Source organism: Microbacterium sp. Mcb102 (genome assembly GCF_024519805.1).
Taxonomy (GTDB): domain Bacteria; phylum Actinomycetota; class Actinomycetes; order Actinomycetales; family Microbacteriaceae; genus Microbacterium.
In genome coordinates, this window is sequence record NZ_JALJRG010000007.1 from 251,405 (window position 1) to 275,908 (window position 24,504).

Annotated in this window: 22 protein-coding genes; 6 read left to right on the plus strand and 16 right to left on the minus strand. The window is 68.7% G+C overall.

Going from position 1 to position 24,504, the window contains the following annotated elements:
- Positions 1 to 35: 35 nt before the first annotated feature.
- The 3 genes from OC372_RS17035 to OC372_RS17045 all read right to left on the minus strand — a co-directional run bounded on the left by OC372_RS17035 (position 36) and on the right by OC372_RS17045 (position 5,998).
- The gene (locus tag OC372_RS17035) at positions 36 to 2,996 is read right to left on the minus strand and encodes a glycoside hydrolase family 3 protein (protein WP_262003099.1); all 2,961 of its coding nucleotides are present in this window, start codon (positions 2,994 to 2,996) and stop codon (positions 36 to 38) included.
- Positions 2,997 to 3,090: 94 nt separating this feature from the next.
- Entirely contained in the window at positions 3,091 to 3,531 is a 441-nt protein-coding gene (locus tag OC372_RS17040) for a hypothetical protein (protein WP_091033020.1), read from the minus strand.
- 100 nt (positions 3,532 to 3,631) lie between these two features.
- Entirely contained in the window at positions 3,632 to 5,998 is a 2,367-nt protein-coding gene (locus OC372_RS17045; RefSeq protein ID WP_262003102.1) for a glycoside hydrolase family 3 N-terminal domain-containing protein, read from the minus strand.
- 411 nt (positions 5,999 to 6,409) lie between these two features.
- Here OC372_RS17045 and OC372_RS17050 point away from each other — a divergent pair, with 411 nt between their 5' ends.
- A complete protein-coding gene (locus OC372_RS17050) occupies positions 6,410 to 7,162 on the plus strand; it encodes an SDR family NAD(P)-dependent oxidoreductase (protein ID WP_215068498.1) in 753 nt (250 codons plus the stop codon).
- 147 nt (positions 7,163 to 7,309) lie between these two features.
- On the opposite strand, the gene OC372_RS17055 is transcribed toward OC372_RS17050, so the two are convergent.
- Positions 7,310 to 7,636, minus strand: a complete 327-nt coding sequence (locus OC372_RS17055; protein ID WP_029264028.1) for a hypothetical protein — start codon at positions 7,634 to 7,636, stop codon at positions 7,310 to 7,312.
- A gap of 144 nt (positions 7,637 to 7,780) precedes the next feature.
- Positions 7,781 to 8,239, minus strand: coding sequence for a MarR family winged helix-turn-helix transcriptional regulator (locus tag OC372_RS17060; protein ID WP_029264027.1), 459 nt, complete (start codon positions 8,237 to 8,239; stop codon positions 7,781 to 7,783).
- A gap of 129 nt (positions 8,240 to 8,368) precedes the next feature.
- Between OC372_RS17060 and OC372_RS17065 the strand changes: the two genes are divergently transcribed.
- Entirely contained in the window at positions 8,369 to 8,611 is a 243-nt protein-coding gene (locus tag OC372_RS17065) for a hypothetical protein (RefSeq protein ID WP_091033026.1), read from the plus strand.
- Positions 8,611 to 9,162, plus strand: a complete 552-nt coding sequence (locus OC372_RS17070; RefSeq protein WP_029264025.1) for a MarR family winged helix-turn-helix transcriptional regulator — start codon at positions 8,611 to 8,613, stop codon at positions 9,160 to 9,162. Before OC372_RS17065 ends, OC372_RS17070 begins: the two co-directional genes overlap by 1 nt.
- A 3-nt stretch (positions 9,163 to 9,165) precedes the next feature.
- Here the strand turns inward: OC372_RS17070 and OC372_RS17075 are convergent, their stop codons facing one another.
- From OC372_RS17075 to OC372_RS17085, 3 genes are all read right to left on the minus strand, one after another.
- Positions 9,166 to 9,483, minus strand: coding sequence for a metalloregulator ArsR/SmtB family transcription factor (locus OC372_RS17075; RefSeq protein WP_308737263.1), 318 nt, complete (start codon positions 9,481 to 9,483; stop codon positions 9,166 to 9,168).
- Entirely contained in the window at positions 9,480 to 9,962 is a 483-nt protein-coding gene (locus OC372_RS17080) for an SRPBCC domain-containing protein (RefSeq protein ID WP_262003107.1), read from the minus strand. Before OC372_RS17080 ends, OC372_RS17075 begins: the two co-directional genes overlap by 4 nt.
- Before the next feature lie 266 nt (positions 9,963 to 10,228).
- Positions 10,229 to 11,452, minus strand: a complete 1,224-nt coding sequence (locus OC372_RS17085; protein WP_105710613.1) for an MFS transporter — start codon at positions 11,450 to 11,452, stop codon at positions 10,229 to 10,231.
- A gap of 98 nt (positions 11,453 to 11,550) precedes the next feature.
- On the opposite strand from OC372_RS17085, the gene OC372_RS17090 reads away from it, so the two are divergent.
- Positions 11,551 to 13,110, plus strand: coding sequence for an SDR family oxidoreductase (locus OC372_RS17090; RefSeq protein ID WP_262003109.1), 1,560 nt, complete (start codon positions 11,551 to 11,553; stop codon positions 13,108 to 13,110).
- Between the two features lie 19 nt (positions 13,111 to 13,129).
- On the opposite strand, the gene OC372_RS17095 is transcribed toward OC372_RS17090, so the two are convergent.
- Positions 13,130 to 15,136, minus strand: a complete 2,007-nt coding sequence (locus OC372_RS17095) for a BCCT family transporter (protein WP_262003111.1) — start codon at positions 15,134 to 15,136, stop codon at positions 13,130 to 13,132.
- Positions 15,137 to 15,407: 271 nt separating this feature from the next.
- Between OC372_RS17095 and OC372_RS17100 the strand changes: the two genes are divergently transcribed.
- Positions 15,408 to 16,499: a hypothetical protein gene (locus OC372_RS17100; RefSeq protein WP_262003113.1), complete on the plus strand. Its 1,092-nt coding sequence runs from the start codon at positions 15,408 to 15,410 to the stop codon at positions 16,497 to 16,499.
- Here OC372_RS17100 and OC372_RS17105 read toward each other — a convergent pair.
- The 7 genes from OC372_RS17105 to OC372_RS17135 all read right to left on the minus strand — a co-directional run bounded on the left by OC372_RS17105 (position 16,423) and on the right by OC372_RS17135 (position 23,627).
- Positions 16,423 to 18,126 (minus strand): ABC1 kinase family protein, encoded by a 1,704-nt coding sequence (locus tag OC372_RS17105; protein ID WP_262003115.1) that lies wholly within the window; start codon positions 18,124 to 18,126, stop codon positions 16,423 to 16,425. The genes OC372_RS17100 and OC372_RS17105 overlap by 77 nt on opposite strands.
- Positions 18,127 to 18,171: 45 nt before the next feature.
- Positions 18,172 to 18,804 (minus strand): PadR family transcriptional regulator, encoded by a 633-nt coding sequence (locus tag OC372_RS17110; protein ID WP_262003117.1) that lies wholly within the window; start codon positions 18,802 to 18,804, stop codon positions 18,172 to 18,174.
- Positions 18,805 to 18,899: 95 nt separating this feature from the next.
- On the minus strand, positions 18,900 to 19,826 hold the full coding sequence (locus OC372_RS17115) for an ROK family protein (protein WP_262003119.1): 927 nt from the start codon (positions 19,824 to 19,826) through the stop codon (positions 18,900 to 18,902).
- A complete protein-coding gene (locus OC372_RS17120) occupies positions 19,823 to 20,506 on the minus strand; it encodes an N-acetylmannosamine-6-phosphate 2-epimerase (RefSeq protein WP_262003120.1) in 684 nt (227 codons plus the stop codon). Before OC372_RS17120 ends, OC372_RS17115 begins: the two co-directional genes overlap by 4 nt.
- Positions 20,503 to 21,369 (minus strand): carbohydrate ABC transporter permease, encoded by an 867-nt coding sequence (locus OC372_RS17125; RefSeq protein ID WP_051662473.1) that lies wholly within the window; start codon positions 21,367 to 21,369, stop codon positions 20,503 to 20,505. The genes OC372_RS17120 and OC372_RS17125 overlap by 4 nt, the downstream gene beginning before the upstream one ends.
- The gene (locus OC372_RS17130; RefSeq protein ID WP_231481774.1) at positions 21,356 to 22,327 is read right to left on the minus strand and encodes a carbohydrate ABC transporter permease; all 972 of its coding nucleotides are present in this window, start codon (positions 22,325 to 22,327) and stop codon (positions 21,356 to 21,358) included. Before OC372_RS17130 ends, OC372_RS17125 begins: the two co-directional genes overlap by 14 nt.
- A gap of 10 nt (positions 22,328 to 22,337) precedes the next feature.
- Positions 22,338 to 23,627, minus strand: a complete 1,290-nt coding sequence (locus tag OC372_RS17135; RefSeq protein ID WP_215068510.1) for an ABC transporter substrate-binding protein — start codon at positions 23,625 to 23,627, stop codon at positions 22,338 to 22,340.
- A gap of 138 nt (positions 23,628 to 23,765) precedes the next feature.
- Between OC372_RS17135 and OC372_RS17140 the strand changes: the two genes are divergently transcribed.
- The gene (locus tag OC372_RS17140) at positions 23,766 to 24,482 is read left to right on the plus strand and encodes a GntR family transcriptional regulator (RefSeq protein WP_140403328.1); all 717 of its coding nucleotides are present in this window, start codon (positions 23,766 to 23,768) and stop codon (positions 24,480 to 24,482) included.
- Positions 24,483 to 24,504: the final 22 nt, after the last annotated feature.

Consider the following 24,504-nt stretch of genomic DNA (forward strand, 5'->3'; position numbering starts at 1 on the left):
GCGGACGAGCACACGTCCGCCCCGGCGATCACGGTCTAGCGAACGGTGACCGTGGTGCGCGCGTTGTGCCGCCGCACGCGGAGGATCACCATCACCACACCGGCGAGGATCAGCAGTCCGAGCACCGACGAGATGACGATCTGCCACACCACCCAGGCGGGCGGGGTGTAGGCGACCGTCGCGCCCGGCGCCAGTCCGTCCATCGCGTTGGAGTTCGCGACGGTGAACAGGATGTTGTGCGTCGAGTCACGGATGTCGGCGACCGCCTTGGCGGAGCTGGCGTCGTTGAACGACTTCGACGGCTGGAAGGTCAGCATCAGGTCGGATCCGGCATGGATGCCCTCGTTGGGGTTCATGTACGGGTACAGGTTGAAGTCCGTGATGGCGAAGCCCTCGAACCCCCACTCGCCACGCAGCACCGTGTCCATGAGCGCGACCGAGCCGCCGGCCCACGTGGCGCCGATGCGGTTGAACGAGCTCATGATGCCGGCGGCGCCGATCGTGGTCTCCGACACGGTGCCCTCGTGATCCGAGAGGTACTTCACGTCCATCGAGATGTTCTTGATCCCGATCTCGAACGGCTTGAGGTAGACCTCGCGGATCGCCTGCTCGGTGGCCCAGGTCGCGATGCCGTTGTTGACGCGGTTCGTCTCCTGCTCGTTCATCGCGTAGTGCTTGATCGTCGTGTAGACGCCCTTGGTGCCGACGCCGTTCGCGACGGCGGTGAGCATCTGACCGGACAGCAGCGGGTCCTCCGAGTAGTACTCGAAGTTGCGGCCGGCGAACGGCGAGCGGTGCAGGTTGACCGCCGGTGCGTACCAGCCGTTGATGTCCTTGAACAGCGCCTCGTTGCCGAGCATGACGCCCATGGCCGTGCCGAGGTCGACATCCCACGTCTGTGCGATGAGCACCTCCGACGGGTAGGCGGTGCCGTTGATGGCCGAGTTGATGAACGACGAGAACCCGGCGGGTCCGTCCGGCTCCAGCGTCTGCGGCTTGCCGATCGAGCCGATCGCGGCGGTCTGGTACGCGCCGTTGAGGAGCATCGCCGTCATGTCGTTCACGCTCAGCGAGTCGAGCAGCTCGTCCCACTTCGGGTCGTCCTTGGCGAGGCCGCGCATGTCGATCAACGAGAGGTCGCTGCCCGCGCCGGTCGTGGGCATGTCGCCCTCGAAGGCCTCGGCCGCACCCTCGTGGTCCCACACCGCGAAGCCGTCGGCGACCGCGTCGTCGGCGACCAGCATGTCGCCGGTCGGAGCCGTCGGGAAGGTGCCGGCGAAGTCGGCGCGGGACATCACCGGGATCTTGCCCGCCTCACCGGTGGTGGTGAACTGCGCCGACACGTCATCGAACTGGTTCGTCACGGCCTCGAGGTCGGAGGCACGGTGGTCGTCGCCGGTGTAGACGACGTCTTCGCTCACGGTGTACGCGATCGGCTGGGTGCCCGCGGCGACCGTGTGCGAGTCCTCGCGGAGGCTGAGGACGTAGTCGCCCGCATCCAGGACGTAGGCCTTCTCGTCGAGGTAGTCGTACGACGCCATGTCCTCGACGACGAGCTCGATCGTCACCGACTCGGTCGCGCCGGGCGCGATGTCACCGGTCTTGGCGAAGCCGCCGAGCACGACGGCCGACTTCTCGACGCCACCGGGCGTGTACGGGGCCGAGTAGTACAGCTGCACCACATCGCGTCCGGCGACCGCACCCGTGTTGGTCACGTCGACCGTGACCGCGATGGTGCCGTCGACCTCGCCGAGCTCGGTGTTCGACACCGCCCAGGAGAAGTCCGTGTAGCTGAGGCCGTGTCCGAAGGGGTAGACGACGGCGGCGTCGTAGTCGATGAAGCCCTCGACCGCCGCGGTCTCGTAGTAGCGGTAGCCGACGTAGATGCCCTCGGCGTAGTTCACGAACGGCGCCTCGTCGGTGACGGTCGCGTTCGACGTCGCGCTCTCGGTGACCGGCACCGGGTAGTTCGGGGCGACGTTGTCGTAGAGGAAGTTGCCGAAGTTGACGAAGGTCGGGTCGGCGGTGAAGTCGGCAGCCCACAGGTCGACCGTGCGACCGGAGGGGTTGACCTCGCCGTTCAGGATGCGCCCGAGCGCGTTGAACGCGGTCGATCCGGGCGAGCCGGCGAGGAGGATCGCGTCGACACCCCGGTCGTTCTGCAGGTCGCCGAGCTCGAGCGTGGTCGAGGCGTTGATGACGACGACGACCTTGTCGAAGCTCTGCTTGGCGAGGTCGAGCAGGTCGCGCTCGTCCTTGTTGAGCTCGAGCTGGTGCTGGCCGGGCTGGGCGTTGTCGTCCCAGTCGGTCATGTCCTGCGTGAGGTCGCCGCCCTCGCCGCCGGGGCGTCCGATGAAGACGACGGCCGCGTCGCCGTACTGGGCGAACGTCGAGGCCTGCTCCTGGTATCCCGCGATCGGCATCTCGCCGATGTTGTAGGTCGAGATGTCGGGGCGGTCCATCTCGATGTAGCCGCGCGGGTTCTCGGCCGCGTAGGCCTCGATGGCCGCGTAGGCGGGGTCGTTCACGGCGAAGCCGGCGTTCTCGAGACCCATGCGCGCCGTGACGGCGGAGTTGGTGTCGACAGAGCCGGAACCGGAACCGCCGTACACGGGGTCGGCGGCGGCACGGCCCAGCATGGTGAGCTGCGCGCCGGAAGCGAGCGGGAGGGCTGCGCCGTCGTTCTTCGCGAGGACGATGCCGCCGGCACCGATCTCTTCGACGAGCCCGAGTGCTGCGGCATCCACCGCCTCGAGGTCGGGGTAGTCGGCCTCGTAGTACTCGGTGTCCCAGTCTTCGGACTCTTCGGAGTTCGTGAACGTGTAGGTGCCCGAACCGAGCTGCGAGGCGATCCATCCGGTCGCCACGTTCATGGCGACGTTGGCGACCACGACCACGACGGTCACGAGCGCGAGCAGGGGTACCCAGATCCACAGGTACTTCTTGTTGGACATCGGCATCGCGCTCGCCTTGTCCTTGGCCGTTCGGGCGTTCACTTCGGTTCTCCTTCGGTACTGCGATTACGGGTTGCGGAGGGAGGGCCGCCGACGCCGGTGACGCCCGCAGGCGTGCGGGTCGGCGGCCGCTCCGTCACTCCGAGGCCTGAGTGATGTTGCCGTCCTGGTCGATCTGCCAAGTCTCACCCGTCTCGGCGGACTCCGCCTCGATGACGTACTTGCCGTCGGCGATGTCGACCGTGCCGGTCACGCGCTTCGCCGCCTCGCTCTTGACGAACGGCATCACCAGGAGGCCGTACTTCTGCGTCGGCTGCTTGACGTCACCGGCGAGCATGACCTGCTTCCAGTCCGGGTTCTCGGCGAGCGCGTCGACGATCGCCTGACGGGCGGTCTCGAGGTCGGTCGCGACATCGGCGGTCTCGGACTTCGAGCCGCTCTCGCTGCTCTCGCTGTTCGAGCTGTTCGAGCCACCCGTCGTGGTGCCCGCGTCGCCCGCGCACCCGGCCAGGCCGAAGGTGCCGGTGGCGAGGATGACCGCCGCGAGAACTCCCGCGCGCAGCTTGGTGCTGTTCATTTCTGCTCCCTTTCCTGTCCGACGGGGCGCCCCGTCGGGTTCTGCATCGACGGCATGGCCGGCGTGATCAGGCGCCGGCCATGCCTGTGGCGATCTCCGCCTACTTCTTGATCACTCCGGAGTAGTTCAAGCCGAAGCCGAACTTCCAGTCGTTGCCCTCGGCGTCGACATAGGTGTCCATGTCTTCCGGCACGTCTTCGAGCTGTCCTTCGACCGCATCCATGTCGAGCGGGAAGCCGATCGGCAGACGGCCCTGGGGCTCGTGCTCACCGGCCGCGACCGTCAGGGTCGCCTCGTCGCTCACGCCGAATCCGACGAGGACGACGTTCGACTTCTCCTCGAACTCCGCCGGGACGACGGGGTTGTTGGCCTTGACGACGGTGACGACGGGGATGTCGGCACCACTCGCCTCGATCGCGGCGACCGCACGGTTGAACGCGTCGATGTCGGCGGCGTTCGAGATGCGCGAGGTGTTGCCGAAGTACGAGCGGTTCTCCTTCGATCCGTCGGCGAGCACGTCGCCGCTGATCGAGGTCTTGCGCACGTTGTCGCCGTCGGCTGTGTACGGCGCCCACTGCAGGGAGAACGGGTACCACTCACCCGATTCGGCGTCGTGGCCGGCGGCCGAGAAGTTGTTGCCGTTGTTCGGCGAGCGCAGACCCACGAACACGGCATCCACATCGCTGAGGTCGGGCGCGGTCATCGAGACGACCTTGCCGTCGGCGTCGAGCTCGACGGTGTCGGTGACGACCTTGCCGAAGATGCCCTCGGCCGCTTCGATGCTCAGCGTCGCGCCCTCGGTGTACTCCGGCGGGCCGAAGAGACCGGGGCTGCCCACGTCGAACGTGTGCGGGATGTACACGGTCTTGTCCGACCAGTCGGCGTCTTCCGCGACGGTGCCGTCGTTCTTCAGCATCACGACCGAGTCGAGCTGGGCGTCGAAGCCGGCCTCGACGTTGGCCTTGCTGCCGACCGTCTTCTCGGAATTCTCGAGGTCGACGAACGGGCTGTCGAACAGTCCGGGTGCGAAGTAGGCGGTGAGGATGCGGGCACCGGACTCCGCCCAGCGGGCGTCGGCGTCCTGGTCGACCTCGCCGGCCTCGAACCGCTCGTTCCAGAGGTCGTAGGCCTGGAGGAGGAAGGTGGCGTCGTTGACGCCGCCGAACATGTCGACGCCGTTCTGGAGCACCGTGAAGTAGCGCTCGACCGGGTCCATGTCCTCGGCACCCCACGCGGTGGCGATGAACGCGTCGGGGTCGTTCGCGCCGGTCATGACGCCCCAGTCGGTGACGATCGCACCGGTGAAGCCGACCTCGTCGCGGATCATCTTCAGCGCCTCGGCGTTGTACGCCGTACCGACGGCCTCGTCGCCGAGCAGCGGGTTGCCCTCGCCGTCGAGCATGATCGAGTAGTTCGTCATCATGCCGAGCGAGTCCGACGCCGCGGCGAACACGGAGGCGTGCTCTTCGAGGTTGTCGCCGGGGAAGACCTCGTACTTGCCGACCGCCGTGTGCGACTCGCGGCCGCCCTCGCCCGCACCGTCACCCGGTGCGTGCTTGATGGTGGTCGGAACGGAGTCGGTGCCCCATCCGATGTTCTCGCCGTCTTCGTCGTAGGTGCTCTGGAAGCCGGTGACGTAGGCGGCGGCCAGCTCCTTCGCAAGCTCGGAGTCCTCGCCGAGGGTTCCGGAGACGCGCAGCCAGCGCGGCTCGGTGGCGAGGTCGATCTGCGGACTGAGGGCGTTCGAGATGCCCAGCGCGCGGTACTCCGAAGAGACCACGCGGCCGAACTCCTCCATGGTCTCGGCCGAGAAGGTCGACGCGAGGCCCAGGACCGACGGCCAGAGCGAGACGCCGGATCCGGTCTCGGTGTAGGTCGAGTTGGACTGCGCCTCCGAGCGGGGGTCCGACGAGAAGTTCGCCGGGATGTAGGGCAGCTCGGGGGTGGCGAGGCTCTCGACGTGGGCCTGGATCGCGTTGACCCAGGTCACGTTCTCCTCGACGTCCGAACCACCGGCGTTGAGCACGTTGCGCAGGTTGTCCTCGGAGAGGTAGGCCTTCTGCGCGTCGGTCAGACCGTCGCCCGGCGACCGCTCGTGCGAGCTGAAGAGCATGAGGCCCGAGATCTGCTCGGCGGTGAGCGTCTCGGCGTAGGCGGCGGCGCGCTCGGCCGGCGTGACGCGCCAGTCCTCGAACGTGTCCAGCTTGTCATTGCCGTTCAGGTCCTTGAACGCGTAGGTCGAGCCGTTCTCCTCCACCTCGAGGATCTCGATCGAGCTGTCTGCGGAGTACGACAGCGTGGCGCCGCCGTGGGGGTTCTCGATGACCACGAAGTCCGTGGTGCCGTCCGTCGCATCGCGCGACGTGTACGCTGCTGGTTCTTCGGATCCGGACGTGCATCCGGCGAGGGTCAGCGCGAGGCCGAAGCCCGTGACCAGCGCGATCCCCTTCTTTGGCATGGCCTTCATTGGCCGTTCCTTTCGTCATCGACAGACACCCGCACGCGCCGTGCGCGAGGATGCTGGCCCCGCCTCTGGGGCCGTAGCCGTGACCGTCGCGTTGTGCGGCCGCCGGGCATGCCGGTGATCGCACAGTCGGGTCGGTCGTGCTGAATCGATCGTTCTACGGGCGGCGCATCGGGCGAGAGCGGAACGCACGATCGGTCGTTTCCGTCACATGTTCTGTCATCCGAGCCCGGAAATCCGCGGATTTCGTGACGGTTCCGTGACCTGTTCCGTGACCTGCTCCGTGACCTCTCGCCCCGCTCCCGGATTCATTCACGTGAATCCATCACCGATATTCAGGCGTAGGCTGGAGAGAAGGACGGACCGTCCGAGAAGATCTCCCGGCCCCGTGCCCGCCCGGAAGTGGAGTCCCCCGTGGCTCAGTACGACGTCTCGAACCGCTCGGCGATCGTGACGGGAGCAGGCAGCGGAATCGGCCGCTCGACCGCTCTCCTGCTGGCGAAGAACGGCGCATCGGTCGTGGTCAACGACCTGAACGCCGAGCACGCGAACGCGGTCGTCGAAGAGATCCGCGCGGCCGGCGGCATCGCCGAGGCCTCGATCGGTGACGCGACGGATGCGGCGTGGATCGCCTCTTCGGTCGAACTCGCGAACACCCTCGCCCCGCTGCGCATCGGCGTCAACAACGCCGGCATCGGCGGCGCATCCGCTCCCACCGCGGAGTACGAGGACGAGGCCTGGGACAAGGTCATCGCCATCAACCTCAACGCGGTGTTCCGCAACATGAAGGCGCAGATCCCGTCGATCCTCGCGAACGGCGGCGGATCGGTCGTGAACATCGCGTCGATCCTCGGCAGCGTCGGCTTCGCCGGATCCCCCGCGTACGTCGCCGCGAAGCACGCCGTCGTCGGCATGACCAAGTCGGCCGCGCTCGAGTACTCGGCGCAGGGCGTGCGCGTGAACTCGGTGGGCCCCGGCTTCATCGATACCCCGCTGCTGGCGAACATGGGCGACGAGGCGAAGGACTTCCTCGTGTCGAAGCACCCGATCGGACGCCTGGGCCAGGCCGACGAGGTCGCGAACCTCATCGTGTTCCTCGCCAGCGATGCCGCCAGCTTCGTCACGGGCAGCTACCACCTGGTCGACGGCGGATACACCGCGCTCTGATCGAATGGCATCCGGTCCCGGGACCCGATTCCCGGTGACCGGATGCCATCCACAGCGACGTACCCCCCGAAACGTCGCTGTGCACCTCCCGCCCGCGGGCCGCACCGCTTTGCCCAGGATGCGCCCGCGAGGGAGGCGAGTCTGCAGTCAGGCGACCGCGTGCATGGTCGGGAGCGCGGACCACAGCGGCGCGAAGTCGATGTCTGTGAGGTCCAGCCCCCCGGCCGTGCTCGCCGCGGCCATCATCTTGACCAGCATCGGCCGCTCGAGCTCGACGTCCTCATCGAGCGTGAAGCGCACCGGGATCGACGCGTGCATCCACAGCGTCTCGGTGGCCGCACCCGCCGTGCGCAGCGTGAGCGGAAACGACTCGCCGCGGCGCAGCTTGGTGACGGTGACGAGCCTCAGGTGCGCGAGCACCCGATCGTCCACCTCCACGATCTGCGAATCACCGGCGTAGCTGAGCTGACCCATGGCACCCCCTCGAGAAATATCTTCATCAATTAGATTACTAGTTTAACTAGCTAAATGGTAACCGACGTATCGGGGGCCTCTCCGACCGTCATCGATCGCCACAGACCGTCACCGACGGAGGCGGCGCGGGGCGAGGAGCCGAAGCTAGCTCCGGGACGACTCTGCGAGCTCGGAGATCTCCTCCGTGAGGCGACGGAGGAACCGGGAGATCACGGAGAGCTGCTCCGGCGTGAATTCGCTCTCGATGTCGGCGACCCGCCGGGAGATCTCGTCTGCGGGCGAGTGCAGGTCGCGCAACGACGGGCGGAGGATCTTCGACCGTGCGTCATCCGGGTGCACGGAGACGACGATGTGCCCGCGTGCGGTGAGCCGGCGGATCAAGGCGGTGACCGCTGCGGTGCTCACCCCCAGATGCTGGGCGAGATCGCCGGGCGTGACCGGCCGGTCAAGGGGCGCATCCGCGATGAAGCCCATGGCAGCACGGTCGGTCTCATTGGGCTGACGCTCGGCCGCGAGACGGCGTCCGAGCCTGGCGTCGACGCGGCGCAGAGCCTCGACTTCGCGCGCGAGTTCCCGCGTCGCGATCTCCAGCTTCGCCCCCATCACACCCTCGCCTTCCCCTGGCGGCCCATGTTACCTCGATCGCCTGATTACCGGTTCGTCTAGCGAAATCGGTCGATCATCAGGGGCTTCCGACGATGAGAGGATGGAATCACGACGAGAAGGGACGTCATGGTCGAGCCCATAGACCTCACGGACGAGCGGTACATCGGCTTCGCCGACCTGCTCGATCACCTCCACGCGCAGTTCCCCACCGTCGCCCGGGATCGCATCGCGCGCATCATCGAGGCCGAGAACGACGCCATCACCGGCGGCTTCCTCCTCGTCGTCCCCGCCGAGGTGGCGACCGGCGCGATCGAGATGCTCGAACTCAGCACGGCACGCACCCTCGACGACGGAGAGGGGGTGGCGTGATGGCCGAACCTCAGGACCACGCCCGCTCCGGATACTGGTACCCCGACGGCGAGAGCACGAGCACCATCGACGTGCTGAACATGCTGCGCCGCTACCGCGCAGCGGAGACCGCGATGCGTGAGCGCACCCGCATCTCCATGGGCATGAACGAGACCGACCTCATGGCCCTGCGATTCCTCCTGCGGGAGCAGCGGGCCGGCAGGATCGTGCGCGCGATCGACATCGCCCGGATGCTCAACATCTCGACCGCATCGACCACGACGCTCATCGACCGCCTCGAGAAGGGCGGTCATGTCCGCCGTGAGGCGCACCCCACCGACCGCCGGGCAGGGGTCGTCGTCCCGACCGTCAGCAGCGATGAAGAGGTGCGCGCCACGCTGGGGGCGATGCACCACCGCATGCTCACGCTCGTCGACGAGCTCTCCGACCAGGAGCGGGCCGTCGTCACCCGGTTCCTCGCCGGGATGACGGCTGCGATCGAAGAGGCATCCGACCTCGACGAGGAGCTGCGCGACGTGATCCGCGACCAGGCGGGGCCCGAAGCGGAGTGACGGCTACAGGCCTTCCGCGATCTCCTTGATCGCGGCGAGGCGGCGGTCCCACTCGCGTCCGATCACGTCGAGCTTCGCGGCGGTGGCGGAGAGCTCGGCGCCGACGACGCGGAAGCGCACCTCGCGACCGACGCGCACGGGCTCGACCAGGCCGACCTCCTGCAGGACGGCGAGGTGCTTCGCGATCGCCTGTCGAGACACCGGAAGGCGCCCGGCGAGGGCGGATGCCGAGGCATCCCCCTCGCCGAGAGCCGTCAGGATGCTCCAGCGCGTCTCGTCCGCGAGTGCCGCGAACATGGGAAGCAGCGTCTCTGTGGTCACGCTTCGCCTTCCACCAGGGCGACCATCTTGTCGAGCTCCAGGTCCCAGCCCGTGCGGTGCGATTCGAGGTTGCCGCGCGGGTCGGACGTGCGCTCGAAGCCGCTCTCGACGACCGTCAGGCGCGTGCCGCCGTCGGCCTCTTCGAGCGTGAAGGTGAAGACGGTCGAGGTCGCCTCGTCGATCGCATCGGGGAGCTTCCCGAGGGCGTCGTCGTTGTTCCAGCGGTACGTGATGCGCCGCGGCTCGTCGTACTCGTCGACCCGCAGCGGGATCACGTCGTAGTCGGGGAACGTCATCGTGCCGGTCGCGCCGACGCCGGTGCCGTCGAGCACGGCCCGCCCGAACCAGCGGGAGATGTGCTCGGGTTCGGCGACGGCTCGCCACACCTTCTCGACGGGGGCCGCGATCTGGATGCTGCGCCGGACGGAGAAGGTCTCCTCGTCGACGACGGATGCCTCGTTGTGGGTCATGTTCACCATGATGGATCCTTTCGGGGTCTCGCGCTGGCCGGTCGACCAACTGCAACTTCAGAGTTGCACACTGGTGCCGGTTGCGCAACCCCCGAGTTGCAGTTTTCCGGCCACGGCATCCGCTCCCGGGCTCCGACCCCTCCGTCCCGCGCCACTTGCAGGACCGATTCACGGATGCAGGACGAAACGCCGCGGATCCGTCCTGCATCCGTGCATTCGTCCGACATCTGCACCGGAGTCGGGGCCGGACGGGTGCCGGAAAACGGATGCCGGGACTACCCCCGCGGGCGGCGCTTCTCCAGGAACCCAGCGAGCAGCACGGCGACGAGGGCGGCGACCGGGGCGACGAGCAGCCCGGCGCGCAGGCTCTCGGTCTCGGCGATGTACCCCACGAATGGCGGCGACAGCAGGAACCCGAGGCGCAGCAGCCACGACACGACCGTGAGCCCGACGCCCGCCCGCAGCCCCGGCAGCTCGTCGGCGGCATGCATCGCGGCGGGGATGAGGGTCGCGATGCCGAAGCCGACGGCCGCGAACCCGAGGATCGTGCCCGGCACGGTCGGGAAGGCGAGCGCGAGCGTCATGCCCACCGCCGCGATGATGCCGCCCACTCGCGCGACCCAGCGCTGCCCGAACCGGTCGGTGAGCGGGTCGCCGAGCATCCGGCCGATGAACTGCGCGCCGACCAGGGCGATGAAGCCGAGCGGGGCGATCGCCGCCGCGGCCCCGAGCGAGTCGGCGAGGTACAGGGTCGCCCACGAGTTTCCGGCATCCTCGGCGACGGCTCCGGCCATCGCGATGAGGGTGAGCGCGATGATCGCGATCACGGTGCGCGGGGTCACGTGGCGACGCAGTGCCCCCGTCACCTCGGCCGGGGCGGCGACGGCATCCGGCTCGGTCTCGTCGTCGCGGCCGGGGAGGCAGAACCGCAGGGCGACGAGGGCGACGGTCGCGAACACGGCGGTCGAGATGCCGAGGTGCACGCCCAGCGGCAGCTGCAGGGCGATCGCGACCGCGGCCATCGCCCCACCGATCACGGCGCCGATCGACCAGATCGCGTGGAATCCGTTGATGATCGAGCGTCCGTAGCGCCGCTGCACGCGGAGGCCGTGGGCGTTCTGCGCGACATCCGTGATGGCGTCGGATGCTCCGCCGAGGAACAGCGCGACGGCGAACAGCACCCCCGAAGGGGCGAGGGCGGCAGAGAGCAGGCCGATACTCGTGAGCACGGTGCCGATCACGGCGATGCGCGCCGAGCCGAACCGGCGGATCAGCACCGCGGCCAGGAGCCCCGCGGCGATGGCACCCGCAGGGAACGCGGCGATCGCGAAGCCGTAGCCGAGGTTGTCGAGTCCGAGTCCGGCCTTGATCTCCGGGTAGCGCGGCAGGATGTTCGCGAACAGCGCCCCGTTGGTCAGGAACAGGGCGGAGACGGCGATGCGGGCGCGCCGGGACGCCCGGTCCGGAGCCGTTCGTCGAATCGATTCGATTGAAGCCATGTCTACGATCGTAACGGCCCGGCGCGTACTCCCTATCCGCACAGACTCGTCGCCACAACCCCGTACCCGCCACCCCCTGCCCGTCGTACGCTCGACCCATGGCCCCACTCACCCAGCCCACCGGCGACGAAGAGGCGCTGCGCGCCCTCCCCCGAGACGACGGGTCGGCGCCGCGCGCGCTCGTGCTGGGCGCGACCGGATACGTCGGCGGGCGACTCACCCCGCGGCTGCTCAACGCCGGATATCGCGTGCGGGTGCTGGCACGCGATGCCGCGCGCGCGGCATCCTTCCCCTGGGGTCCCGACTGCGAGATCGTCGAAGGATCGGCCGACGACGCGGATGCTGTCGCCGCAGCCATGGATGACGTCGACGTCGTGTACTACCTGATCCACTCGATGACCGCCGGCAAAGGGTTCGAGGAGAGCGACGAGCGCGCGGCGACGACGGTGGCCGAGGCCGCGGCCCGCGCGGGTGTGCGGCGCATCGTCTACCTCGGCGGGCTGCATCCGGACGACGTGAAGCTGTCACCCCATCTGCGCTCGCGCGTGCGGGTGGGCGAGATCTTCCTGCAGTCGGGCGTGCCGACGCTCGTGCTGCAGGCGGGCGTCGTGATCGGGTCGGGGTCGGCGTCGTTCGAGATGATCCGTCACCTCACCGACGTGCTGCCGTACATGCCGGCGCCGAAGTGGGTGCGCAACCGCATCCAGCCGATCGCCGTACGCGACGTGCTGCACTATCTGCTCGGCGCCGCCCGGGTCGACGCCGACGTGAACCGCGCGGTCGACATCGGGGGACCCGACGTGCTGCGCTACGGGCAGATGATGAACGGCTACGCGGTCGAGGCCGGCCTGCCGCAGCGTGCCATCGCCGCGCTGCCGGTGCTGACTCCCGGTCTCGCTTCGCACTGGGTCAATCTCGTGACGCCGGTGCCGCGCTCGATCGCCCGCCCGCTCGTCGCGTCGCTGCAGAACGAGTGCATCATGAAGGACCACGCGGTCGACGAGCTGATCCCGCAGCCGGAGGGCGGCCTGACACCGTATCGACGAGCCGTCGACCTGGCGCTCGGGCGGGTCGACGCCGACGCGATCGAGACGAGCTGGCAGGATTCCGAGGTCTCGGGCGCCCCCAGCGACCCGCTGCCGAGCGACCCGGACTGGGCGGGCCGCACGGTCTTCACCGACGCGCGCACGCTCGTCACCTCGGCATCCGTCGACCGGCTGTGGTCCGTGGTGCTGGGCATCGGTGGAACGAACGGCTGGTACTCCTCGCGGTTCCTCTGGGCGGTGCGCGGGCTGATGGACCGCGTGGTCGGCGGGGTGGGCCTGCGCCGCGGTCGCCGTAGTCAGACGGTCGCCCGCGTGGGCGACGCGATCGACTTCTGGCGCGTCGAAGCCGTCGAGGAACCAGGCGCGGCGACCGAATCATCGGCGGCGAGCGGTGGGCTGCTGCGGCTCCGTGCCGAGATGAAGGTGCCCGGCGAGGCCTGGCTCGAGCTGCGTGCGCTCCCCGACGCCGCCGGCGCCCGCTACGAGCAGCGGGCGATCTTCTTCCCGCGCGGGCTCAGTGGGCGCCTGTACTGGCTCGCGGTGCTGCCCTTCCACGGGCTGATCTTCGCCAGCATGGCCTCGCGGATCACCGCTGCGGCCGAGAGCGCCTGACGCCGGGGATGCCGGGGAATCACGACTCCCGCGGTCGCTCCCCGTCCGGCGCTGCATCCGCCGCCGCATCCGGCGCTGCATCGTCGAGCGCGGCGTCGACCACGGCATCCACCTCGGCGGGCGGGATGATGTCGATGGCCTCGGTCGCTGCCTCGTAGACCTCGGCCAGCGTCTCGTCGACGGTCGACTCGTCGATCCAGGCGAGGTCGTCCTCCGAGTGGTCGTACTCGACGGGGACGAGCGCGAAGTCGTCGCCGTACTCCTCCAGCCCGGCCATGACGCTGTGCCGCACGGCAGCACGGGCGTAGCGCTCGCGCAGGATCAGCGGATCGCGCCGCAGATCCTTCATGAACGCGATCATCATGAACGCCATGATGATCGCGAACGGCAGGGCGGCGATGATCGTCACGTTCTGCAGCGACTTCAGCCCGCTCCCCTCCTCGCCGGTGACGAGCAGGACGGCAGCGATCACGCCGACCAGGACACCCCAGACGACCGCGACCCAGCGCGCCGGCTCGGGGCGGCCTTGCTGCGAGAGGGTGCCCATGACGAGCGACGCGGAATCCGCGCCGGTGACGAAGAAGATCGCGATCAGCAGGATGAGCACGATGCTCGTGATCAGCGGGAACGGCAGGTTCTCGAGCACGCCGAACAGCACTTCCTCCGGCGGATCGACGGCGAGGTTCGCGCCGTCCATCTGCTGCTGGATGGCCGTGGTGCCGAAGATCGCGAAGCAGATGAGCGAGATGACCGAGGGCACCACGATGACGACCGACACGAACTGGCGCAGGCTCCGGCCGCGCGAGATCTTCGCGATGAACATGCCGACGAACGGCGACCACGAGATCCACCATGCCCAGTAGAAGATGGTCCAGCTCGACAGGAACGTCTGCGCGGCCTCGCCCTGCGATGCCGACCGGCCGATCATCTGCGGCAGGTCGCCGATGAACTGCACGGCGACCGAGGGGATCACGTTGAGGATGAGCAGCGTCGGTCCGACGAAGAACACGAAGAACGCCAGCAGCAGCGCGACGACGGCGTTGATGTTCGACAGCGCCCGGATGCCCTTGGAGACGCCCGAGACTGCCGAGGCGATGAAGCACGCGGTGAGCACGGCGATGACCGCGATGAGGATGCCGTTGCCGAGCGGGCCGGCGCCGCTGACGATCTCGACGCCGTGCCCGATCTGCAGGGCGCCGAGGCCGAGGGATGCTGCGGTTCCGAAGAGCGTGACGATGATCGAGAAGATGTCGATCGTGCGGCCGAGGGGTCCGGCCGTGCGGCCCTCGCCCAGCAGCGGGGCGAAGATCGACGAGATCAGCGGGGTGCGGCCGCGGCGGTAGGCGCCGTAGGCGATCGCACCACCGACGAGCGCGTAGAACGCCCACGCCTGCGGGCCCCAGTGGTACAGCACCTGCGTCTGTGCCGTGTGCATGGCGTCGAGGGTGCTCGCCTCGACCGTGCCGGGCGGCGGGCTCTCGAAGAAGGTGAGCGGCTCGGCCGCGCCCCAGAACACCAGGCCGATGCCCATGCCGGCGGCGAACAGCATCGAGATCCACGAGAACATCGAGTACTCGGGCTCTTCATCGTCGCGGCCGAGCGGGATGCGTCCGTAGCGGCTGAAGCCGACGAACAGCATGAACACCAGGATGATCGTGGCGATGGTCGTGAAGAAGAACCCGAAGTACTCCACCACCCAGGCGAGCACGGCCGATGTCGTGCCCGAGAGGTTGTCACCGGCGAAGACGCCCCACGCGATGAAGGCGACGGTGAGCGCCACCGCGACGCCGAACACGAGTGCGTCGGTGCGGTAGGTGCGGCCGGTCTCCTCGACCGAGACGCCGGGCACGAGGGCCGGATGCACGCTGCGCGGCGGGACGGCCGCGATGTCGCGGACGATCTTCTTCGCGGCCTCGGTGGCCTTGGCCGGGAGGCGGTTCACGCCCGTGCCGACGGCATCCGTGCGGGGGCGCTGCGGGGTGCTTCCTGCGGAGCGTGCGGGCGGCTTCTCGTCAGGGGTCTCCATGGCACACCATCCTGTCACGCGATATGCCGATGCGTGGATGCGAAAACCCAGGCCAGCCGTGCGATCCGCGGCGCGTCGGGGCTCGACGCGCCGCGCGGATGCCGGATGGTCCGGTTTTCCCGGGCGTGCCGCGGCTACCTCGTGCCGCGGCAGGCCGTCAGGCCGGATCAGGCCGTTTCTGTCGCAAAGTGCCTGACCCCGCGCGAACACCTGATCTCCCGAGCGATCTCGTGCACGTTCGCATGTCCCACCTGTTGCCTATCCTCGGCGCATGGCATTCAAAACTCGTGCGGGACGCACGGTCTCCATCGGCACTGGTTCGATGAGTACGAGCATCGTGTTGATGATGTTCTCCTTCGTCGGCCTGGTGGCGCCCGCTGCCGTCTCACTGGGTTTCGGCGCATGGCTGGTCTGGCCGGACGCGCGCGCATTCGCAGAGGACACGCTCCCCGCAGCTCTCGCTCTTGCCATCGCCGTCATCGGCATCCAGCTCCTGCTCCGGGCGGGTGCCGCGTGCTGCTATCTCGTCGCCTTCATCGGGCCGAGGAACAACGTTCGGAACCACGCGGCGGCTCTGGCGCGATCTCGAACCGGCAGATACGCGATACTGGCGACCGCCGTGAGCCTTGCACTGCTTCCCATCATGAAGTATCCGTTCGGCGATCCTCGTGCCTTCGTCATCATCTTCCTGACATGCGCGCTCATCGTCTTCGACGTGCTGGCTTTTCGCGGTCTCACGCGCATCTCTCGCACCAGCCGAGCAGAGGCGTTCTATGACGGCATGGAAGAGGACGAGAAGCGCATCGCGGATCGCCCATGGCCGACCAGCCGCCGACCGAGCTTCCCCGAGCCTTCGCAGGTCGCCTCGGCGGAGGATGCCCGCCGATATCTTCGTCGGGCGAAGGACGCAGCCGAGCTGCACGTCTGGATAGGAGCGGGGATCATCGTCATCTTCACCGCTTTCATCGGCACGTCGTTCTCGGCGATCTGGGAGCACCCGGGCCCCGGCCCGATGATCGCCGTCTATGTCGTCCTCGGGTTCACCGCACTGGGATTCTGGCTGCAACGGCGGGCTCGGAGCTATCGTGCCCTGGCCGATGACTTCGCGGCACGAGCGTCGGAGCTGGAGGATCACAGCTCTCACATGCAAAGCCGTCGAGCACGGCTTCTGCACGACTGGGCCAACCGGATCCTCGGCCGTGGGAGGGGGACTTCTCCCACGGCGCAAGAGCATCCGTCCGTCCGGCCCATGGGCGGTAAGTCGTCCGCGTCGAACGCGGCCGCGCCTACCGCGGGCCGCGGCGGCCGACGCCGGCGAACACCGAATGCAGCAGCGGGAGGGCCGAGACGCAGATCAGGGTGATGCCCAGCGGAGGCAGCGAGGGGACGAGCAGGGCACCGCCCACGAGCAGCGCCGCGAACAGCACTCCCGAGGCGATGCGGCGCGCGATGCCCTCGAGCCGATCGAGGCGACGCTCGAGCCGTGAGGTGTCGAACGACACGTTGCCGTCGTCGATGCGGGTGATGATCCGGTCGATGCGGCCGGGCAGCTGCCAGGTCGTCGCCATCGTGTCCATCGCCTGGCCCGCGAAAGCCTGCACGATGTTGCCGCTCTCGTCGCGCAGCAGGCGTGCGGCGTAGGGCTCGGCGGCATCCCACACGTTGAACGCCGGGTCGAGTCCGCTGCACATGCCCGAGGTCAGCGAGACCGCGCGGATGAGCAGCAGCATGTTCTCGGGCAGCTGCAGCGGGAGCGAGCGCACCATGTCGCCGAACTCCTCCGCGAAGTCGCGGAACTCCCGGGGATCGACCTTGCTGAGTTCGGCGAAACCCATGCCGCCGAAGCGGGCGAACAGCGCGCTCAGAGCACGTTCGAGCTCGTTGGTGTCGGCCGACGGCAGCAGGACGCCGATCTCCTGGGCGGCGGCGACGAGGCCGCGGCTGTCACGCCCGGCGACCGCGATCAGGAGCGTGCGCAGCCCGTCGCGGAGACTGTCGGGAACCTCGGCCATCATCCCGAAGTCGATGAACGTGAGCTGGAAGTTCCGCCCCGACTCGCCTGCGCCCGCGGGGACCGGCGTCACGAAGATGTTGCCGGGGTGCGGGTCGGCGTGCACGAAGCTGTGCGTGAACACCTGGTCGAACATGACCTCGGCGAACACCGCGGCGACCTCGGAGGGGTCGATGCCGGCGGCGCGCAGCGCATCCGTGTCATTGATCTTGATCGCGGTGACATCGGAGAGGGTGAGCACCCGACGGGTCGACCGCTCCCACACGATCTCGGGCGCGGCCACGCGCGGGTCGTCGGCGAAGTTCTCGCGGAACCGCTCGGCGCTCGCGGCTTCGTGCAGGTAGTCGATCTCCTCGAGGCTGGTCGCGGCGAACTCCTCGACGAGTGCGGGCGCATCGACCCGGTCGGCGACGAGGCGCACGCGGGTCAGCCAGCGGGCGACCCGGCGGAGCGCGGCGAGGTCGACCGCGACGATGCCGTCGATGCCCGGCCGCTGCACCTTGACGACGACGTGGCCGAGTCCGGTGTCGGCCGCGTCGAGTGCCGAGAGCCGGGCCCGGTGCACCTGACCGAGGGAGGCCGCCGCGACCGGAGTGTCGTCGAACCACGCGTAGGCGCGCTCGAGCGGGATGCCGAGTTCGGCCTCGGCGAGCGCGCGGATGGCCGCGGTGGGCACCGCCGGAACCTCGTCCTGCAGCCCCTCGAGCTCTTTCGTGATCTCGGGCGGCAGCACGTCGAGGCGCGACGACATGAACTGTCCGACCTTGATCATGAGACCGCCGAGTTCGACCGCGAGCACATGGAAGCGACGCGCGAACGTCTGCATCCGCTGCCCTCGTGTGCGCTCGGCGACCCGGCTCATGCCGAGGCGCGGAAGCACCAGCTCGAACCACCAGATCTTCAGGAACTCCCGGCCCGCGAACGACACGATGCGGCGGTACCTGGCGCGGTGGGCGCCCTGTGCCGCGGCATCCGTCATCGCGTGGTCCTCTCGCAGGCCCTCACCCGATGCCGCACTGCGCGGTCAGTCCTGCGCGAGGATCGAGTACAGCCTACGGCGGGCTTCGTCGAGGATCTCGATGGTCTGCTGCACCTGCTCGGGCGAACCGCTGCGACCGACCTGGGCTGCGGCGGCGGCGAGGTCGACGCCCGCCTTGGGCAGCGCGCTGAAGCGGGCGCTGTCACGGTGGCCGTCCTTGCCGGACGACTCCCACGGGGCCGGAGTCTCGGAGCTCTCGTCGGCGACGGCGCGGCCGGCCTCGGTGAGCGAGTAGGTCTTGCGGCCGTTCTGCTCCTCAGCCTCGATGAGTCCTTCATCGGCGAGCAGCTGCAGCGTGGGGTACACGGAGCCGGCACTCGGCTTCCACGTGCCGCCGCTGCGCTCGGCGATCTCGTTGATGATCTGGTAGCCGTGCATCGGCGTCTCGGCGAGCAGGGAGAGCACAGCCGTGCGGACATCACCGCGGGCCATGCGCGAGCCGCCGGACGGGCGGGGCTCGAACGACTTGCGGAGCTGGTCCATCGCCTCGAAGATCGCGGATGCCGGACCGCCGGGGCCCGTGCCGAAGCCGGCGCCGCCGAAGAGGCCGCCGGGGCCGCCGTTGTTCCCGGAGCCGCTGGTGCCGCCGAACGGGTTGGAGGGGAATGCGTTGTTCATGATGACCTCCTGATGGGGTGAACGATACTCAACGATATGTCGTTCACCCTGAGGATGGGGTGGGAGTTTCAGGAGGGAGGGCGGCGCTCCCGATCTCAGTCCGAGCCCTCGACCAGGCGCGCGCCGAGGAGCGCGGCACCGGTGAGAGCCGCATCGATCCCGAGCTGCGCCGGGACCACGCGCGCCGCCGAGGGCCCGGGCATCGCGGCCGCGCGATAGGCCCGCCGCACCTCGGCCAGATAGGTCTCGCCGATCTCGGCGACCCCGCCGCCGACGACGATCACCTCGACGTCGAGGGCCGCGTTGGCGCTCGCGAGGGCGCGCCCGAGATGGTGCGCACCGTCGCGGATCACCCGTTCCGCCCGGGCGTCTCCGCGCAGAGCCGACGCGTGCACCTCGCGCAGGGGAAGGCGCACCCCGGTCTCCTCGAAGAACGTCTGCTCCAGAGCGGGGCCGGAGGCCACGGCCTCCACGTGGCCGAAGCCACCGCAGGGGCAGCGGCGCTCGGCGAGGTTCGGGGGCAGCGAGATCTCCATGTGCCCGATCGAGCCCGCGGTGCCGGTGACGCCGCGACGCAGTCCGTCCGCGAGAACGACGGCTCCCCCGATCCCGGTGCCGACGGCGACCATGAGCATCGCCTGCGCGCCCGCTCCGGCGCCCCGCTCGGCCTCGGCCACCGCGGCGGCATGCACGTCGTTGACCACCGCGACCGGGGCGCCGAGCGCCTCCGCGAGGGCCCTCCGCAGGGGGAATCCGACCCAGCCGCCGATCGCATCCGTGGCCGAGGTGATCGTGCCGTCCGGCCCGACCACACCCGCGGTGCCGACTCCGACCGCCTCCACCGGATCGCCACCGCGCACCGCGCGCACGGCATCCGCCACCGCCTGCACGATGGCCGGACCACCCGCGCGAGACGGTGTCGCGAGGGTGCGCACCTCGGTGGCCCTCTCGAGCCGATCGCCGTCGCGCGCGAACCCGGCGACCGCGATCTTCGTGCCGCCGATGTCGACGCCGATGATCATGCCGGGCTCCGCACCGCCGGCGTCACCGCGACGAAGCGCCGAGTGATCGCGATCGGGTCGGTGATCGCCCCGCCGACCACCACGGCGAGTGCGCCGGCATCGAACGCCTGGCGCACCTGCTCGGTCGTCTGGTACCGCCCCTCGGCGATGGTGGGGATGCCGGCGGCGACGAGATCCGCGACCAGCTGCAGATCCGGCCCCTCGCCCCGCGCCGAGTGCGGCGTGTATCCCGAGAGGGTCGTACCGACCACGGCCGCTCCGGCTTCCCGGGCGCGCATCCCCTCGTCGAGGGTGGAGACGTCGGCCATCACCGGACGCCCGGTCGCCTCCGTGATCTCGCGCAGCAGGTCGAACCTGTCGCCCAGCTGCTCCACGGTGGCATCCACCGCGATGATGTCGGCTCCCGCCTCCGCGAGGCCGAGCGCCAGCGCGACGTCGGGGGTGATCACGTTCCGGACCCCGTTGTGCACCTTGTGCAGGCCGATGATCGGAGCATCCGTCGCCGCCCGCATCCGGCGGATGTCGTCGGGGCCGTTCAGGCGCAGGCCGCTCGCGCCTCCGAGCAGCGCGGATTCGGCGAGCGCGGCGATCACCTCCGTGTCGCGCACCGGGCTTCCCGCCTGCGCCTGCACCGAGGCGATCAGGCGTCCGGTGAGGAGTTCGAGGGGGTCGTTGGTCATTTGAGAGCTCCTGCGCTGGCGCCACCGATGAAGAACTTCTGACCGATGAGGAAGATCACCACGGCCGGAAGGGTGAACATGACGCAGGCGGCCATCAGCGGCCCCCACGCCACGTCGTTCTCACCGAAGAAGGCGTACAGACCGATCGAAAGCGTATAGGTGGACTCGTCGTTCAGATAGATAAGCGGGTTGAGGAAGTCGGTCCACGCCCACACGAACTGGAAGATCGCCGCCGTCACGATGGCGGGCCGCGCCAACGGCAGCACGATCGTCGCGTAGGTGCGGAACTCGGAGGCGCCGTCCAGGCGGGCGGCCTCGATCAGCTCGTCCGGCACCGCGAGCAGGAACTGCCGGATCATGAAGATGAAGAACGGCGTGCCGAGGAACGCGGGGACGATCAGCGGCAGATACGTGTTGGTCGCCTCGAGCCCGTTCCACACCAGGAACAGGGGGATGAGGGTCACCTGCGGCGGGAGCATCATGGTGGCCAGCACCAGGATGAGCAGTGGGCGGGAGCCGCGCCAGCGCACCTTGGCCAGCGCGTAAGCCACGAGCGGGCATGAGATGACCGTGCCGAGGATGCTCATCCCCGACACGAACAGGGTGTTCCCGAGATAGCGCCACACCGGGATCTGCTCGAACGCCTCGGCGAAGTTGTCCATCGTCCAGTCGGTCGGCAGCAGCGACGGCGGCGAGGAGAACACGTCGCCCGGCGTCTTGAACGCGGTCGACAGCATCACGAGCAGCGGAAAAAGGAACAGCAGCGCGAGCAGCGCGACCGAGACCTGCTGCCGGACACGGCGCATCGTCCGGCGTACCCGCCGGGGACGCTTGCGGATGACGGCGACGTCAGCGTGTGCCATCGTGCACCCACTTCCTCGAGGTCGCGAGCACGATCAGGCTCACGACCAGCGTGATGATGAACAGGGTCCAGGCCATGGCCGACGCGTAGCCCATCTTCAGGAACACGAACGCGTTCTGATACAGGTACATCGCGTACGACAGCATCGACTGTCCCGGCCCGGAGCCGGCCTGGTTCAGCCGTTCCTGGGAGAGGATGTACGGCTGCGTGAAGATCTGCAGGAATCCGATGATGCTCACGATCACCTGGAACAGGGTCACCGGCGAGACGGTGGGCCAGGTCACACTGGTGAAGCGGCGCCACATGCCCGCGCCATCCAGTTCGGCCGCCTCGTACAGCTCCTTCGGGACCTCCTGGAGGGCGGCGAGGTAGATGATCATCGTTCCGCCGACGGTCCACAGCGACATCAGGATGATGGCGGGCTTGGTCCATTCGGGCTCCTGCAACCAGGCCGGTCCCTCGATGCCGAACCAGGACAGGAAGTAGTTCACGAAGCCGTACTGGGCGTTGAGCAGCCAGCGCCACAGGTAGCCGCCGACGACGACGGGCACGATCGAGGGCAGGTAGACGAGTGCACGGTAGAGCGGCTGACCCCGCACCGGGGTGTTCAGCAGGTGCGCACCCGCGAGGGCGATGCCGATCGCGAGCGGAACCCCGAAGACCGTGAGGACCGCGGTGTTCGCGAGCGACTTCCAGAAGACGCCGTCGTTGAACATCTGCACGTAGTTCGCCAGCCCCACCCACTCCGGGGACTGGAACAGGTTGAAGTCGGTGAAGCTGTAGTACGCGGACGCCGCGATCGGGTAGGCGAAGAGGAACAGGAACCCGACGATGAACGGCGACGCGAACGCGAGGCCGATCAGGGTCGACCGGCGGGTGCGACGCCGCCGCGGGGCGCGCCCGCCGGGCCCGGCAGGAGCATTCTCCTGCCGGACCCGGCGCGCTGTTGCAGTGGTCACGGAGCCTCGATCACTTCGTGGAGTAGTTGGCCATGCGCTCCTCGACCGTCGCGATCGCCTCTTCGGGGGTCGCCGTGAGACGGACGACCTCATCGAAGGCGGTGGCGAGGTCGGTGGCGTACTCGGCGCTGTACGGAAGGCTCGCGAGTGCCTTCGCGTTCGGGGAGGATGCCGCGTCGGCCCACACGCCGAAGTCCTGGAGGCTGTCGAAGGCGGCGCTGCCGGCGAGCGACGTGCGTCCGGGCAGGTTGCCGAGTGCGACGGCGAACTTCTCCATCGGCTCCTCGCTGACGAGGTAGGCGAGGAACGTGGCCGCCTCCTCCTTGTGCTTCGAGTTCGCGGGGATGAAGAGCGTGCTGGCCGTCACCTGCGTGCTGTTCTCCAGCTCCGGCGAGGCGGCCGGGATCGCGGTGACGCCCCACTCGAAGTCCGGGGCGATCTTGGCCGCGGAGGCCGAACGCCATTCACCGTCGATGATCATCGCGACCTTGCCGCTGAAGAACGGGTCCTGCGCCGAGAGGTACTCTCCCTGACCGGAGACGAAGGTCGCCATAGCCTGGGCGCCGACCGGCTCGATCACGTTGTCCTGGTACCACTGCAGGGCCTCGAGGTTGCCGTCTTCGGCCGGGGTCGGACCGTCTTCGCCGTCCCAGCTGCCGCCGAACGCGTAGCCGAGGGTGGTCAGGGTCGTGCTGTCGTTGGCCGAGCCGAGACCGAGCTGCGTGATCTTGCCGGAGCCGTCGACGACGGTGAGCTTCTCGATCGCGGCCGCGAGCTCGTCCATGGTGGTCGGCGGCGTGACGCCGGCTTCCTCCAGCAGCTGCGTGTTGTAGAGCAGCTGGAAGCTGTGGGTGGCGATCGGCAGCGAGTAGATCTTGCCGTCGTAGGTCATCTGCTCCATGGCACTGGGGATGAAGTCGTCGACCTCGATGCCCTCGGCCGCGATCGCGTCGTCGAGAGGGGCGAGGATGCCCTTCGAGGCCCAGGCGCCGACGGTGTTGCCGAAGTTGTCGGAGATGTCGAACGAGCCGTTGGACGACGACATCGAGGTCAGCTGCTTCTGGGTGTCGGGGCTGGAGACGCCCTTGACCACGATCTCGTCCTGGCTGCCGTTGAAGTCGGCGATGATCTCTTCGAGCGCCTTCGCCTCTTCACCGCCCCAGAGGTACGAGAACGTGATCTCGGTCGGGCCGTCGGCGTCGCCGCCTCCCGCACCGCATCCGGTGAGGGCGACGACCGTGGCTGTGGTCAGGGCACCGGCGATCAGGGCGCGCCGGCGCATGTGCTGCTTCGTGTGCATGGGAGTTCTCCGCTCATCATTGACCTTGCAAAAGGATTGGAATAGACCAATTCGGAACCGCTGAGAACAGACATTGACACATCCGCGGGTGATCGTCAAGATTGGGTTAGTCCAAATGGGCAGACCGGAGGGGTGGGCATGTCGTCGATCGAAGGCGTGACGAAGCACGAGAGGGTGCGACGGCATCTGGAAGACGTCATCCAGCAGGGGCTCGCCCCGCACGAGAAGCTGCCGACCGAGCGCGACCTCGCCGAGTCGCTCGAGGTGAACCGGCAGACCGTGCGGCGCGCGCTCGACGAACTGGAACGCGACGGGCTGGTCTACCGCCTGCAGGGGGCCGGCACGTTCGTGAGCGCCTCGCGCATCAGCAAGACCTTCGAGCTCACCTCGTTCTCGGAAGACATGCACACGCGCAACATGCGGCCCGGTTCGCTGTCGGTCGACGTCGGCACGGCATCCGCAGGGCAGACCGCCGGGTACGCGCTGAACCTCAGCCCGCAGTCACCCGTCGTCCGCATCCGCCGGGTGCGCACCGCCGACGACATCCCGATCTGCCTCGAGGTCTGCTCGATCGCCGCCGACGCGGTGCCGGGCCTCGAAGACGGCATCGTCGGAGACTCGCTGTACGAGGATCTGCGTTCGCGCTTCGGTATCTCCGCTGTCCGCGCCGACCAGGAGATCCATGCGGTCGTGCTCGACGAGGAGCAGGCCGACGCGCTGCAGACGCCGCCGTTCTCGCCCGCCTTCCTGGTCAAGCGCACCACCTACGACGCGCGCAGCCGCCCGATCGAGTACGCCGAATCGGTGTACCGGGGCGACCGCTACTCGTACCTGGTCTCGATCTCGCGCCCCTGACCCCCGTTTCCGAATCGCCACC

Coding starts and splice junctions, on each gene's coding strand:
- OC372_RS17140 (WP_140403328.1), top strand. CDS start 23,766: ATGTCGTCGATCGAAGGCGTGACGAAGCACGAGAGGGTGCGACGGCAT.
- OC372_RS17125 (WP_051662473.1), bottom strand. CDS start 21,369: ATGGCACACGCTGACGTCGCCGTCATCCGCAAGCGTCCCCGGCGGGTA.
- OC372_RS17070 (WP_029264025.1), top strand. CDS start 8,611: ATGGCCGAACCTCAGGACCACGCCCGCTCCGGATACTGGTACCCCGAC.
- OC372_RS17115 (WP_262003119.1), bottom strand. CDS start 19,826: ATGATCATCGGCGTCGACATCGGCGGCACGAAGATCGCGGTCGCCGGG.
- OC372_RS17040 (WP_091033020.1), bottom strand. CDS start 3,531: ATGAACAGCACCAAGCTGCGCGCGGGAGTTCTCGCGGCGGTCATCCTC.
- OC372_RS17105 (WP_262003115.1), bottom strand. CDS start 18,126: ATGACGGATGCCGCGGCACAGGGCGCCCACCGCGCCAGGTACCGCCGC.
- OC372_RS17080 (WP_262003107.1), bottom strand. CDS start 9,962: ATGGTGAACATGACCCACAACGAGGCATCCGTCGTCGACGAGGAGACC.
- OC372_RS17095 (WP_262003111.1), bottom strand. CDS start 15,136: ATGGAGACCCCTGACGAGAAGCCGCCCGCACGCTCCGCAGGAAGCACC.
- OC372_RS17060 (WP_029264027.1), bottom strand. CDS start 8,239: ATGGGGGCGAAGCTGGAGATCGCGACGCGGGAACTCGCGCGCGAAGTC.
- OC372_RS17135 (WP_215068510.1), bottom strand. CDS start 23,627: ATGCACACGAAGCAGCACATGCGCCGGCGCGCCCTGATCGCCGGTGCC.
- OC372_RS17085 (WP_105710613.1), bottom strand. CDS start 11,452: ATGGCTTCAATCGAATCGATTCGACGAACGGCTCCGGACCGGGCGTCC.
- OC372_RS17120 (WP_262003120.1), bottom strand. CDS start 20,506: ATGACCAACGACCCCCTCGAACTCCTCACCGGACGCCTGATCGCCTCG.
- OC372_RS17045 (WP_262003102.1), bottom strand. CDS start 5,998: ATGAAGGCCATGCCAAAGAAGGGGATCGCGCTGGTCACGGGCTTCGGC.
- OC372_RS17055 (WP_029264028.1), bottom strand. CDS start 7,636: ATGGGTCAGCTCAGCTACGCCGGTGATTCGCAGATCGTGGAGGTGGAC.
- OC372_RS17100 (WP_262003113.1), top strand. CDS start 15,408: ATGGCATTCAAAACTCGTGCGGGACGCACGGTCTCCATCGGCACTGGT.
- OC372_RS17110 (WP_262003117.1), bottom strand. CDS start 18,804: ATGAACAACGCATTCCCCTCCAACCCGTTCGGCGGCACCAGCGGCTCC.
- OC372_RS17090 (WP_262003109.1), top strand. CDS start 11,551: ATGGCCCCACTCACCCAGCCCACCGGCGACGAAGAGGCGCTGCGCGCC.
- OC372_RS17065 (WP_091033026.1), top strand. CDS start 8,369: ATGGTCGAGCCCATAGACCTCACGGACGAGCGGTACATCGGCTTCGCC.